General features: G+C 37.0%; 14 protein-coding genes. 7 read left to right on the top strand and 7 right to left on the bottom strand.

Going from position 1 to position 12,064, the window contains the following annotated elements; translation table 11 throughout:
• Nucleotides 1–84: 84 nt before the first annotated feature.
• From EHQ49_RS18695 to EHQ49_RS18685, 3 genes are all read left to right on the top strand, one after another.
• On the top strand, nt 85–963 hold the full coding sequence (locus tag EHQ49_RS18695) for a ParB/RepB/Spo0J family partition protein (RefSeq protein WP_135581555.1): 879 nt from the start codon (nt 85–87) through the stop codon (nt 961–963).
• A gap of 542 nt (nt 964–1,505) precedes the next feature.
• Complete coding sequence (locus EHQ49_RS18690) at nt 1,506–2,135, top strand: helix-turn-helix domain-containing protein (RefSeq protein WP_135581553.1); 630 nt, start codon at nt 1,506–1,508, stop codon at nt 2,133–2,135.
• Between the two features lie 22 nt (nt 2,136–2,157).
• On the top strand, nt 2,158–2,343 hold the full coding sequence (locus EHQ49_RS18685; RefSeq protein ID WP_135581551.1) for a hypothetical protein: 186 nt from the start codon (nt 2,158–2,160) through the stop codon (nt 2,341–2,343).
• A 10-nt stretch (nt 2,344–2,353) separates the two neighbouring features.
• On the opposite strand, the gene EHQ49_RS18680 is transcribed toward EHQ49_RS18685, so the two are convergent.
• On the bottom strand, nt 2,354–2,941 hold the full coding sequence (locus EHQ49_RS18680) for a TetR/AcrR family transcriptional regulator (RefSeq protein WP_135581549.1): 588 nt from the start codon (nt 2,939–2,941) through the stop codon (nt 2,354–2,356).
• Nucleotides 2,942–3,035: 94 nt separating this feature from the next.
• Here EHQ49_RS18680 and EHQ49_RS18675 point away from each other — a divergent pair, with 94 nt between their 5' ends.
• The gene (locus EHQ49_RS18675; RefSeq protein WP_135581547.1) at nt 3,036–3,509 is read left to right on the top strand and encodes a PaaI family thioesterase; all 474 of its coding nucleotides are present in this window, start codon (nt 3,036–3,038) and stop codon (nt 3,507–3,509) included.
• Nucleotides 3,510–3,512: 3 nt separating this feature from the next.
• On the opposite strand, the gene EHQ49_RS18670 is transcribed toward EHQ49_RS18675, so the two are convergent.
• A complete protein-coding gene (locus tag EHQ49_RS18670) occupies nt 3,513–4,118 on the bottom strand; it encodes a TetR/AcrR family transcriptional regulator (RefSeq protein ID WP_135581545.1) in 606 nt (201 codons plus the stop codon).
• 116 nt (nt 4,119–4,234) lie between these two features.
• Here EHQ49_RS18670 and ppnP point away from each other — a divergent pair, with 116 nt between their 5' ends.
• Nucleotides 4,235–4,546 (top strand): pyrimidine/purine nucleoside phosphorylase, encoded by a 312-nt coding sequence (ppnP, locus tag EHQ49_RS18665; protein ID WP_135581543.1) that lies wholly within the window; start codon nt 4,235–4,237, stop codon nt 4,544–4,546.
• On the opposite strand, the gene EHQ49_RS18660 is transcribed toward ppnP, so the two are convergent.
• Nucleotides 4,537–4,716, bottom strand: a complete 180-nt coding sequence (locus EHQ49_RS18660) for a YegP family protein (RefSeq protein ID WP_135581541.1) — start codon at nt 4,714–4,716, stop codon at nt 4,537–4,539. The genes ppnP and EHQ49_RS18660 overlap by 10 nt on opposite strands.
• 134 nt (nt 4,717–4,850) lie before the next feature.
• Between EHQ49_RS18660 and EHQ49_RS18655 the strand changes: the two genes are divergently transcribed.
• On the top strand, nt 4,851–6,722 hold the full coding sequence (locus EHQ49_RS18655; protein ID WP_135581539.1) for a 7TM diverse intracellular signaling domain-containing protein: 1,872 nt from the start codon (nt 4,851–4,853) through the stop codon (nt 6,720–6,722).
• An 87-nt stretch (nt 6,723–6,809) separates the two neighbouring features.
• Nucleotides 6,810–8,342, top strand: coding sequence for an MASE3 domain-containing protein (locus EHQ49_RS18650; protein WP_135581537.1), 1,533 nt, complete (start codon nt 6,810–6,812; stop codon nt 8,340–8,342).
• Here the strand turns inward: EHQ49_RS18650 and EHQ49_RS18645 are convergent.
• Genes EHQ49_RS18645 through EHQ49_RS18630 form a run of 4 tightly spaced genes read right to left on the bottom strand, consistent with a single transcriptional unit; the run spans nt 8,322 to nt 12,035 of the window.
• On the bottom strand, nt 8,322–9,374 hold the full coding sequence (locus EHQ49_RS18645; RefSeq protein WP_135581535.1) for a hemin-degrading factor: 1,053 nt from the start codon (nt 9,372–9,374) through the stop codon (nt 8,322–8,324). The genes EHQ49_RS18650 and EHQ49_RS18645 overlap by 21 nt on opposite strands.
• Entirely contained in the window at nt 9,371–10,150 is a 780-nt protein-coding gene (locus EHQ49_RS18640) for a heme ABC transporter ATP-binding protein (protein ID WP_135581533.1), read from the bottom strand. The genes EHQ49_RS18645 and EHQ49_RS18640 overlap by 4 nt, the downstream gene beginning before the upstream one ends.
• A complete protein-coding gene (locus EHQ49_RS18635) occupies nt 10,147–11,133 on the bottom strand; it encodes a FecCD family ABC transporter permease (RefSeq protein WP_135581531.1) in 987 nt (328 codons plus the stop codon). Before EHQ49_RS18635 ends, EHQ49_RS18640 begins: the two co-directional genes overlap by 4 nt.
• Nucleotides 11,130–12,035, bottom strand: a complete 906-nt coding sequence (locus EHQ49_RS18630) for a heme/hemin ABC transporter substrate-binding protein (protein WP_244241558.1) — start codon at nt 12,033–12,035, stop codon at nt 11,130–11,132. Before EHQ49_RS18630 ends, EHQ49_RS18635 begins: the two co-directional genes overlap by 4 nt.
• Between the last annotated feature and the right edge of the window lie 29 nt (nt 12,036–12,064).

Raw genomic sequence — 12,064 nt, 5'->3', positions numbered from 1 at the left:
CAAGAAGGAAGTGTCCCCTGGAAAGCTTTCGAAATCTTAGCGGAGAAACTAAAATAAAGTACGCCGGCGTACCTTAGCAATACCATGAAAAATAAAACAAACTATAATCCAGCCGACATCCTCTCGAGAGCAAGTGCCAGAACCTCATCCTTAAATCCATTTCTAAAAGAAGAAGGCACTTCAAACCACAATGCAACAGAGATCCCAGTGGACCAAATCCTTACGGAAAATAATCCGAGAAAAACTTTTAACGAATCCACAATCAGAGAACTTGCAGAATCCATCTCCCAATATGGACTTTTACAGCCAATTGTTGTCAGGAAAAAAGCGGGAAAATACGAACTCATCAACGGAGAAAGAAGGTTTCGGGCACATAAACTTCTTAAAAGAAAAAACATCCTAGCCATCATCAAAAACGTAGAACAAATCGACATAACCAAATTACCAGAAATTAAGTTGGTAGAAAACTTACAACGCGAGGATCTTTCCGAATCTGACCTAGCTCTCTCTCTTCAGGAATTAAAAAATAGACACAAAGAAACAAATGACCAATTAGCGAAACGAATCAACAAATCAGCACAATGGGTGAAAACAAAAATATCTCATGCAGAAATCTTAAAAGAAACAAACATCAACTCAAATTCAGACAAAAATCATCCCATCTTTCAGATCCCTACCAGTTTATTTACGGAGATAGCTCCTCTAGACGTAACCAACAGAAAAAAAGCGATTGATTACTTAATCAAAGGATTGGAAAAAAAAGGAGACTTCCCTTCTCGAAATGACCTAAGAGAATACGTTCGTCCGTTAAAACCAAACAAACCTAAACAATCCAAACCAAAACTCGGGAACCTGGAACTCAAAGATCTAAAAACCAAACTCTCAAAAATCAAAGAAAAGATCTCCCAGTTACAAAATGAAAAATCAATCTTAGAAGAGACTATTCGGAAATTTAAAAAATAAACCTATTCATCTTTACCATATCCAAAGACAAAAAAAGAGATTCGTTTTTTTGACAAAAATTTAGAAAAAAACTTGTACTTCTTTGGATTGCAGACTAAATTGTTCTTTAGATCCGTAACCGGGTTGAACAATAAAAGCCCTGGGAAGTGTGGTAGCGACCCGGGGCCATTTCCTCCCTCTCAATCCTCAAAATCCAAACTTACAGAAAACTGATCCTAATGAGACTCTCTCAGAATTATGTCTCATTTTTCACTTGACGAAATTTTTGAATTTGTACATATAGGGAACGTTCGGCTCACACAACCGAACACGGCTCTACCACAACGCCGTCATTGTTCAAACCGGAATTCTAAAAAAGTTCCGAAAGGACGTTCGAAAGAACTTCCAAAATTTCTTTTCTCTAAGTTGACCGAAGGTTTGTTCGAATTCAAAAACAAATTTTCATCAGTAGAGTAGGGGAGATATACCCAAAAGGTATATAGGCAAAAAATAACCAAACGCTCGTAGCCGGAGATGTGTTCGTTTGGGAGAAGGAACCTAAAATGAAAACAAATCGAACAGGAATTTGGATTCCCGTTTGGATAGAGGATCTCAATCTCTCTCATAGCCAAACCAAACTATACGCAGAAATTGTCTCCCTACATGACAAAGGTGGGTGTTTTGCATCAAACCGATATTTCGGCGAAGTCCTTGGTCTTAAAATGGATACCATCTCAAGACTCATCACCTCTCTAAAAAAACTCGGTTTATTGGAACAAACTGGATTCGATGGAAGAAGACGATTTCTAAAACCTTTATTCTCAAAACCAACTCTTAAAGAACTGGCTCCCAAAGAATCCGTCTTGGAAAAAAATCCAATGCGGAAAGAAAAAGAAGGGAAAAATCTCCAAGTCCCCACCATTCAAAAATCCAATGCAGGTTTGGAAAAAGATGTTCCTTCCTTTATCAGTACATTAGAGGTACAAAAAATATTACATAAAAAAACTTCTTGGGATGAATTTAAAATTTGGAGTGAAAGGACATTATCAAAATCAACACATTACCAGATTTTAAATTTACCGTCACCGGATTTTTTAGCAGGAAGTTTACACTTGATATGGAAAAACTGGATCGAAACCCAAACTATTTCAAACCAGAGAATGGTTTCATGTAATCATTCCTTTCGAAATTAGATTCATTATCTGGAGAATTTTTATGATCGTTTATAAACACAAAAAAACAGGAAACCTCTATCTAAAATTAGATGAAGCTAAAAACTGCACCAATGCTAACGATGGCCAACAAATGGTTTATTACTGTGAATATGGTATAGAAAATCCAAAAAAATTTGTAAGGGATAAATTCGAATTTTTGGAAAAATTTGAGGAATTAAAAATCTAAATTTATTTTTCTAAATGGAAAACCGCAAGATGTCTTCTGCCATTTCTATTGTAGATTTGTTTAATACCTGGCTTTCTGTGTCAGGAAAATCTGTTTCTATACATAAATTGCTATATCCATGAACTAAGGACCAAGCCATAAGAGCAAAACTACGATGATTCTCTTTTCTGTGTTTTGTTTTTAAATAAAACCGACATCCGCGAACAAGAATTGCATAAGATTTTATTTTGGAACGTTTTAAAATTTTTGATTCTTGGGAACGTTTTGTTTGAAACATGAGGCGGTAATAATTGGGATTTTTGATTGCGAACTGGACGTAAACCAATCCCAATTTCACAAAATAGTCGTCTGGGTTTTGCCGATTTTGTGGTACTTTTTTCTGTAAAGACCCAAGCCGATCAAATCCTATGGCTGATAAAATTTCTAGAACTTCTTCTTTGTGTTGGAAATGCCTGTACACTGCCGCATGAGAAACACCCGAGAGTGTAGCCACCTCTCGAAGTGAAAAATCAGAAGCACCTTTTTTTTGTAATAATTTATGACAAGATTTTATGATAGAATTTTTTAAATCGCCATGGTGATAAGAAGATCGTTTCACAATAGAATTGTAGAAAATAAGTTACCAGTGGCAACATTTTTTCTTGAAATAAAACCAAATAATGTTACACTTGGTAACATATGGAGGCTTTTTTATGCAAACACTGACAGCCGAAGAAACACAAAGTATCCTAAATGATATGACTGTTAATTTTAATCATGGCGGACGGAAAATCACAGTCCCGCCTCCCATATTTCTAGCGATGAAAGCTGAAATTTTGTCTTATACAAAAGGAAAAAGTATTACTGTTGCTTTTCCCGTCTCGGAAGACCAAACCAATCCAATGGGAATGATGCAGGGTGGTGTGATTGCTGCTGCTTTTGACAATGCTTTTGGACCCTTGAGTTACTTAGTCGCAAAACGTCCGACAACTACCATTGATATGAATATCCAATACATTCGGGGAGTCGCCGTTGACCAAAAGGTCATCGTAACAGCTACTGTAGAAGCAAAAGGATTTTCCACCATTCATATGGTAGGGGAGATGCGAACTGAAAAAGAGAAACTTTTGGCAACAGCGACGACAAACCTTCTGATTCTAAAAATTCCGGGCGGGGTTGGGGACTAGGATTTAGCTTTTGTAATCGTATCTTTCCAAAACCATTTCAATGATCGTTGGTGTGCAAGTTGTAGTGTCATTAAAGTGTTGGCTCATGATCACACCATGAAGAAAAGTTTTGATAAGAATCATTTCTTTATCAGGTTCTTTGACCCCGTAAGATCTGAATCTTTCTCGCATTGCCTCTTTGAAAGGGGCAAATCGTTTTTCCACATTTTCTAACATTTTCTTTGAAAGTGAAACAGATCCCGGTTGGAAAAGGCATACAGAAATTAAAACCATGGTTTTTCTTTCTTCTTTTGCAAATTGGATAGAACGATTGAAAAATTCTCTGACATATTCTTTTGCGGAAAGGTTTGGGGGGATATTGTTGTAGAACTTCTCTTGTTTGGCGAGGTGACTGTCTATGATTTGTTCGAAAATTTGGTTTTTGCTTTTGAAATAATTGTAAGCTAGTCCCTTGGAAATTTTAGCATGGTTGGCAATCATTTCCATGGTAGTTTGAGAGAACCCATGTTTTGCGAACAAAACAATGGCTGAGGTGAGAATCCTCTCGATGGACTTCTCCCTGGCTTGTTGTTTTTTGTTCTCTGATTTTTGTGAGGACTTTATGGGCACTGACTTCACGGTTCTTGTACTTTCGATTTTCGCAAACACTTTTTAATGCAAAATCGAAGAGATAAGGCCTTTAGAATTCACTTGGAAGTCTGGAGTCTGTCCAGTTTTTGGTCTGTATGAGTTCATTTATATCCGTAACAGTACTAAAACCAGCTAATATCTATTTCAATGGGAACGTTACCAGCCGGACGGTCCTATTTCCGAATGGGGAAAAGAAAACTTTGGGAATCATGATGCCCGGAGAATATGAATTTGGAACAGACCAAAAGGAAATCATGGAAATCCAATCAGGGAAACTCTCTGTTTTGCTACCGGGATCCGAAACATGGCTTCAAATTGACGGTCAGTCGGAATTTGAAGTCCCTGCTGGATCCAAGTTTAAATTAAAAGTTCAAACTGTAACAGACTACTGCTGTTCTTACGTCTGATCCACAATCTCAGCGGCTGCGGCATTATTTTTAACGGAAGCGATGCCGTTTTCGCAGGATTGTTTGGACGCATATCCTTCGCTAGATGCGATGATTTCCCCGTTGGCTGCTTTGAGACGGAAGCGGAATTCTCCTGCTTTGTCCTTGTAGATTTCAAATTTTGCTGACATAAACCTATCTCCTTGATTTGCCAAAACTATCCTGAGTTTAGGGATTTTGGCAATACGTTTTCTACTTAATTTTGATTTTGAATTCCAGTAACCGTTAGGTTCAAAAAATTGGCATTAGGCTTCAATTCATGCCAATGACCCAACTCAGAAGAATTAATTTATTTCTATCCATTCTGATTTTTATGTCCTGCGGCACAAATTTCCCAGAACGTCCTCTCATCCAATATACTTTCGAAACGAAGACCTTGGAACAAATCCTTTCCAGTGGACCTGTTTGGTCCAAAGCGCACGAACTTAAATATAATTTTGGTTATTGGAAACCTTCGGTTTGGGTAAAGTTTGATGTCTCGAATCCTTATGAGGAAACCAATGATTATATTCTAGAATTGGAAGCTCCTTGGGTAGATAGCGTCCTGTTAGGTTGGGAATCGGGAGGTGTGATCGTTCAAAAACAATTTGATGGTTCTAAACCTTTTGCCGAAAGAGAAATACAACATAGAAACCCGATTTATAAATTATCTTTAAAACCTTATGAAACCAAAACCATTTATGTTTTCATCCAGAATTCGGGAATCTTAAGCGCCCCATTTCGGATTTGGAAAATTAATTCCTTTTTCGATAGAATGGAAAGAGACTATATTGCCAATGGAGTTTATTTTGGGATCATACTTGCATTACTCTTATACAATTTACTAATATATATCAGCGTTCGAGAAAAAGCTTATGTATATTATTGTATGTACCTAGCAACTTTAGCCATCAATTACTCATTACTTGGAGGGTTTTTTAAACAGCTGTTCTTTCCAAATGTAGCGATGTCAGTAAAGCCCTATCTTTATGTTTCAGTCAACGTATCCCTTACTTTTGTGGGTCTTTTTTCGTTAACATTTTTAAATTTAAAAAAGATAAACCCATTTTTACATCGATTGATTTTCTTTAGTGTAGTTGCTTTTGGAATGATGGCAATTTGTTCTTTTGTAATTCCATCTAACTGGATCGAAGTTTCCTTTATTTATACTTTCCCTTATATCTTCCTTTTGTTGATGTCTGCGGGTGCTTATTCCTATGTAAAAGGAGTGAAGTCCTCTTTGTTTTTTCTTTTTGCATGGGTGACACTGTTTATTGGTGTCATTTTTGATTCTTTGACTAAGGCCTCACTCATCCCATCTTCAACTTTCGGTCGTTATGGGGTACAAATTGGGACTGCATTTGAGGTGATTTTGTTCTCTCTTGCCTTGGGCAGGAGGTTGCGTTTTTTGTTGGAAGAAAATCTAATCGCTCAGAACCAACTAACGACAATTAAGAAAGATTTGGAAACTGCAAGAAAAATCCAAATGCGTATATTGCCTGATAAGTTGCCAACAAATCAAAAATTATCGATGGTTGTGTCTTATCACCCGCTTTATGATGTGGGTGGTGATTTCTATGATTATTTTGAGTTTTCTGATGGTTTTGGTCTTGTGATTGCTGATGTGACGGGTCATGGAGTGAGTGCGGCACTTGATTCCTCAACAGTTAAAATTGCATTCCGAAATGCGAAAGAGTTTAAGGAGTCACCTAAAGAGCTGATTGCCGCCATGAACCGTTTTCTTTGTACAAGTCTCAGTGCTCGTTTTGTCAGTGCAGCCTATTTCTATATCGATTTTTCTCAAATGAAATTATACTTTAGTTCTGCCGGGAATCCTCCCTTTGTTTTGATTCGTAATGGAGAAATAGAATCATTCGAATGTCCTGGTCTATTGCTTGGAGTTCGATCTAATTTCGAATACGAACAAAAAATGATTGGTTTGGAGGAAGGGGATCGTATACTTATTTTTACCGATGGATTGTATGAAAATCTAAAACCAGATGAAGAACCCGACGCAATTTTATTCCCGGAAATAGAACCTTTGGTAGGATTCCCTCAGAATGCGTTTCATACAAATCTTCTGAACAGATTGTCCGCAATGCGACAAGTATCAAAAGATGATATTACTTTGGTTTCTATAGACCTAACGAAAGTTTAAGTTTTGATTTTTTGAGTTATATTATTTCCTGTTTTAAAATAAATTCTTGCCTGAACAAAAGAATTCTATCTAATTTCCTCCTAATAAATGTATAGAATTGATCCTCTTTTTGCAGTTTTGAAAAACAATCATCTATATTTAGGTGTTACCTTGTTTTGTCTGTTCCCACTTCTGCTTGTCGGTACATTTCCTAATTACTTTTATCGTGAGTATGAAATCGGCTATTTTTTGGTATTTCATAATGTAACTGAAATCTTTAGTGTTATTGTATCTTTTTCTATTTTTGGCCTTGGATACTTTTCTTATTCGCAAAGCCGTAACCCTCACACTTTGTTTCTCGGTGTTGGATTTCTTGTTGTTGGGTTGATTGATTTTATGCATACACTTGGGTATCGAGGAATGCCTGATTTTATTACGCCAAACTCGGGTAACAAGTCGTCTCAGTTTTGGATTTTTTCCCGTATGATCACGGCAATGGTTTTGTTTGGTGCCATCTATATCAAACCAGAGAGAAGCTATCGTTTGGTTAAAGAAAGGTTTTTGATGTTCTTTGCCTTTCTTTTGGTTTCTGTTGTTTTCTTGTTGGTTATTTTTTATTCCCATTGGATCCCTCAGACTTATGAACAGGGGAAAGGGTTAACGGCTTTCAAAAAAAATGCGGAGTTTGTGATCATTACAATCCTTTTTTTGTCTCTCATTCTTTATAAGAAGGCTGGCTTTTATGTTTCAACAAAACAAAGGCAATATTATTTATCTGCTTTCATTGTTTGTATTTTTAGTGAGATGGTTTTTGCTTTTTACACTAGTGTGTTTGATGTGTACAACGTGATTGGCCATATTTATAAAATTGGGGCTTTTTATTTGATTTATAAAGCTGTTTTCCTTGCTGCTATCAATGATCCATATGAGAAACTAATTCAAAGTAATCGACTTCTTTCCAAAGAAATTGAAGAAAATAAAACTTATGCAGAAGTGATCAGAAAGTCTTTGTTGGAAAAGGAAAACTTAGTCGCCGAAATTTTTCATAGAACCAAAAATTCAATTCAAATGGTTCGTTCTATCTTAATGATACAAGCATCAGATTTTCCGGATGATAAAAATATTCAGGCCATTGTAGAAGATACTTCGATCAAAATCCAAACCATGTCGTTGGTTCATGATCATTTATATGCCAACAAAGATTTAAGTGAAATCCCAGTTTCAGATTATTTGAATTCGTTAGTTGATATGGTTCGAAATGCCTATCCTATTTCAGAGTTAGATATTCATGTTAATTTCGAGGTAGGGGAGGGGTCTCTACTTTTGGATACCGCTGTTCCTCTTGGACTTGTATTTACAGAGTTACTTTCAAATAGTTTTAAGTATGCCTTTCCTGATCAAAAGGTAGGGCAAATTTCAATTTTGTTTTCATTTGATGGGAATGTTTGCCATTTTGAATATAGTGACAATGGAATTGGATTACCGGCGGGATTTGACTTACAGAACCAGAAGAAGTTGGGTTTAAGTTTGGCGAAAGTGATTGCAGAGAAACAAATGAGAGGAACCTTGAGTATTGATGGTACTCAAGGTTTTCGGATGAAGTTGAGTTTCCCCAGTGATTTATACAAAAGAAGGGTTTAGTTCCTCACTTTTATTTGTATACTCTCTAGAAAGTTGAAACCAAACATCTGATTGTGGGATCCCTGGTTTGCGTTTTCCAAACATTTGTAAAATCAAAATACCTTCGTTGTCAAAAACTTCTACGGATGTTACTGTGCCGTCTTTTGTTGGTTTGTCGACGATGTATACGGATTCAATTCTGTCGGTTCTTAGGTGTAGATTGAATTCTGGATCCAAGACATTAAACCATGGTCCCATCGGTTCTAGTTTTTGAATTTTTCCGGTATGAATTTGAATCATTCCTGGATTTCCGACAAAGATCATGATGTCCAAATCCAGTTTGCTTGCCTGACCCATTAGATTTAAGAAATCTTCTGTAGAAATTTTAAAAGAAAACTTCCCACTTGCGACTTTTAGTGAAAATTCGCGGGAGTATTGGAATTTACGAAGTAAAGAAAAGAAGTCATGTGTGTCTTCCAGTTTGCTCCATGCCTCTAAGAATTGAGGGACTTCTTTTGGGTCATTGGTTTCTGTTTTCGGTACTGTTCCGGCTGTTGGTGTTGTGAAGGTTGCTGTCTCATCTACAAATTGGTTTTTGAGATTTTTCCAACCGTCTACCAATGATTTATCTGTTTGGTAGATTTTGTGAACTGCTTCGCCTTTGGAGTCAAAAAATTGAAAACTACGCATCACTTCGTTTTCTCTTGGTTCTTCTACATAAAAACCATACTTCCAATCTTTAAGAAAAATTCGTAGGTCTATGTCTTCGCCAACAGCAAGGGCTGTTTGTCCGTTGACTGATACATCTTTATAAACTCCTTTTCTTTCGTGGACACAGGATTCGTTTCTTGTTAGTGCCATCACATAACCTAGACTTGTTGTTTTAAGTAAAAAGTCTGCCCAGTCTGGTTTTAACAGTTGTACGGAAGGTCCGATTTTTGTGGCAAGAAGCTCTGCTTCGCTTACTTTTAAGTGTTTGGCAGCGTCACGGATTCTAAGTTTGGGCATTTCTTTTGTTAAGTTTTCCCATTGTTGTTTTAAATTTTCATTCATATTGTTTCTCCTATGATTTCTGGAATGATAAAATTGCCCTCTGGTGCGTTTAGAATTCTTGTTTTAATTCCAAATGCAGTTTCTAAATTTTCGGATGTGAGGACTTCATTTGGTTTTCCTGATTTAATGATTCTTCCTTGATGGAGTAGGGTGACTTTGTCCGCATACTGTGCTGCTAGATTTAAGTCATGTAAGATCATAAATACAGCATATCCTTGATCTGCCATATGCCTGCAGATATTCAGAGTTTTGTATTGGTTGGGTATATCTAAAGCAGATACCGGTTCATCAAGAAATATATATCTTGGTGGTGTTTCCCAGGCTTGTGCTAAGATTCTACCGAAGTTTATCTTTTGTCTCTCTCCACCAGAAAGGGTCGCGTAGTTTTGTTCTCTTTGGCCTATCGAATCAGTAATTTTTAGACAGGTTTGAACGATTTCTTTATCTCTAGACACATCTGTTGCATGAGGGTGACGACCAAGGGCAATCACTGCTTCTGAATGGATGGGAAAAGTGATATTCGTTTCTTGTGTAAGGACTGCTCGGATTTTGGCCAACTGACTTTTGGAATAGTTCCGTAGTTCCACTCCATCCAAATATATGGTCCCTTTTTGTGGATATATATCACCACATAACATATGAAAGAGGGATGATTTTCCGGCGCCATTTCGCCCAATTAAAACATGGAGTTCACCTGGATGAATTTCTAATTCTATTTTAGAAAGAATTTGTTTCGATCCAATCGAATAATCTAAGTCGATGGCTTGTATTGTCATATAGAGTGCATCCTTTTTCTGATCAAACTAAGAAAAAATGGTGATCCGAGTAAGGCAGTCGCAATACCCACTGGAATTTCCGAAGGAGCGATGATCACACGACAAATTGCATCGGCAAAACAAAGTAGACCACCACCCAATATATAAGTTGTAATCAGTAAATATCGATAGTCTTGTCCAATCGCAAGTCTGACAATGTGAGGTACTGCCAAACCAACAAATCCAATGTTACCTACAATAGAAACACAAGCTCCTACGCTCACACCAATTAGGAGGATGATTGAGGTTTTTAAAAGTTCCGTAGATATTCCTAAATGGGTCGCTTCTCTCTCTCCAAGAATGAATACGTTTAACTGTTTCGCAATAAGGGGACTTACGAGAAGTGGTAATACAAAAAAACAGGAAAATGATTTTAAGAGGTTCCAAGAAGCGCCACCTAAACTTCCCATATTCCAAAGAGAAAGATTCCGGAGTTGTGCTTCATTGGCGATATAACTTAAAATCCCAATCGCTGAAAAACAAATTGCATTAACTGCGATACCAGAGAGTAACATTGAAAAAACATCGGTTCTTCCTTTTGATTTTGCAAAAAAGAAAATAATGAAGGACGATGAAATTCCTCCGACAAAAGAAAAGAGGACAACACTCCATATGGAATGTAAAAATGGAATGGAACTACCAAGTACAATCGCAATGGATGCAAATAAAGAACATCCTGCTGTGATCCCAATAAGACCTGGATCTACAATAGGGTTTCTAAATAAACCTTGAGCCAATGCTCCAGACCAAGCAAGAGATCCTCCTACCATAAGTCCTAAAAGGATTCTTGGTATACGTAACTCGAAAAAAACTCGAGATTCCATACTATCACTGAGGAATAAGTCTCCCCAGTGAATACTCATCGCACCGAATAGTGAAGAGGCAAACGCAGAAAAAATAGTAAAAAGAATACAGAATGTGATAAAAAGAAATTTTTTCTTCATTCCAGCTGTTTCCATTTATCGTTAAGTGTTTTTAAAGCTAATGGAAGTCGTGGTCCAAATCCAAGAAGAAGTAAATCATCAAGTAAAATCAAATTCTTCTCTTTGCCTGCACGTGTGAATTCCATTCCATTGATTTCCCAAATTGCCTTTTCACCACCAAATCCTTGTGCCGATTTTTCTGGCATTAAAATGATATCAGGGTTTGCTTTTGCTAAAGCTTCACTCGTAAGTGGTTTGTATTCCGAGAATTCGTTCACCGCATTTTTGGCACCGGAAAGTTCAATCATTGCATGAGCAGCTGTACCAGTTCCAGAAATAAATACAGAACTTGGATTTCGCGAATAGATGAAAAGAACCTTCACATTGTTTTTATTGATTTTTAACTTTTGAATTTGTTCGTTGATTGATTTTGCTAAATTTTCCGCTTCTTTTTGTTTTCCAAAAATTTTACCAATCTCTAACACGCGATTGCTGGGAGTTTCGAGTTTGTATTCGTCTGGAAACAATAAAAGGGGAATCCCTGCATCTTTTAAATTTTGAATGGTTGCAGGTGGCCCTGCTGATTCCAATCCGATGACTTGTGTCGGTTTTACATTTAAAATTCCTTCGCTTGTGAGTGTTCTTTGATAACCTACATTCGGAAGTGTTGTTGCTTGTTTTGGGAAATAGGAAGTTGAATCTACGGCAACCAACTGGTTTTCCAATTTGAGTGCGTAAATAATTTCCGTGATTGTGCCGTTTGCAGAAACAATTCGATGGTTCGGTTCTGCAAATATGGGTGATGTTAGAACAATAATGGATACCAAAAGGGTTCCTAATGTTTTGGTCAGGTTGAATTGAATCATGATCCAAGGTTCAAAGAGGAGGGAGTAGGCGTCAATACAAAAGAGAATGAGTCTCAAAGTACTTGACTCCATTTGGGGGTACAAAA

Source organism: Leptospira perdikensis, assembly GCF_004769575.1.
Classification (GTDB): domain Bacteria; phylum Spirochaetota; class Leptospiria; order Leptospirales; family Leptospiraceae; genus Leptospira_A; species Leptospira_A perdikensis.
Note: the sequence above shows the minus strand (reverse complement) of the source record. Positions and strands in the feature narration are given on the sequence as shown.

Bases quoted from the DNA above. Each gene is read 5' to 3' on its own strand.
- EHQ49_RS18640 (WP_135581533.1), bottom strand. From the start codon at position 10,150: ATGACAATACAAGCCATCGACTTAGATTATTCGATTGGATCGAAACAA.
- EHQ49_RS18655 (WP_135581539.1), top strand. From the start codon at position 4,851: ATGACCCAACTCAGAAGAATTAATTTATTTCTATCCATTCTGATTTTT.
- EHQ49_RS18690 (WP_135581553.1), top strand. From the start codon at position 1,506: ATGAAAACAAATCGAACAGGAATTTGGATTCCCGTTTGGATAGAGGAT.
- EHQ49_RS18650 (WP_135581537.1), top strand. From the start codon at position 6,810: ATGTATAGAATTGATCCTCTTTTTGCAGTTTTGAAAAACAATCATCTA.
- EHQ49_RS18645 (WP_135581535.1), bottom strand. From the start codon at position 9,374: ATGAATGAAAATTTAAAACAACAATGGGAAAACTTAACAAAAGAAATG.
- ppnP (WP_135581543.1), top strand. From the start codon at position 4,235: ATGAGTTCATTTATATCCGTAACAGTACTAAAACCAGCTAATATCTAT.
- EHQ49_RS18635 (WP_135581531.1), bottom strand. From the start codon at position 11,133: ATGAAGAAAAAATTTCTTTTTATCACATTCTGTATTCTTTTTACTATT.
- EHQ49_RS18660 (WP_135581541.1), bottom strand. From the start codon at position 4,716: ATGTCAGCAAAATTTGAAATCTACAAGGACAAAGCAGGAGAATTCCGC.
- EHQ49_RS18695 (WP_135581555.1), top strand. From the start codon at position 85: ATGAAAAATAAAACAAACTATAATCCAGCCGACATCCTCTCGAGAGCA.
- EHQ49_RS18675 (WP_135581547.1), top strand. From the start codon at position 3,036: ATGCAAACACTGACAGCCGAAGAAACACAAAGTATCCTAAATGATATG.
- EHQ49_RS18685 (WP_135581551.1), top strand. From the start codon at position 2,158: ATGATCGTTTATAAACACAAAAAAACAGGAAACCTCTATCTAAAATTA.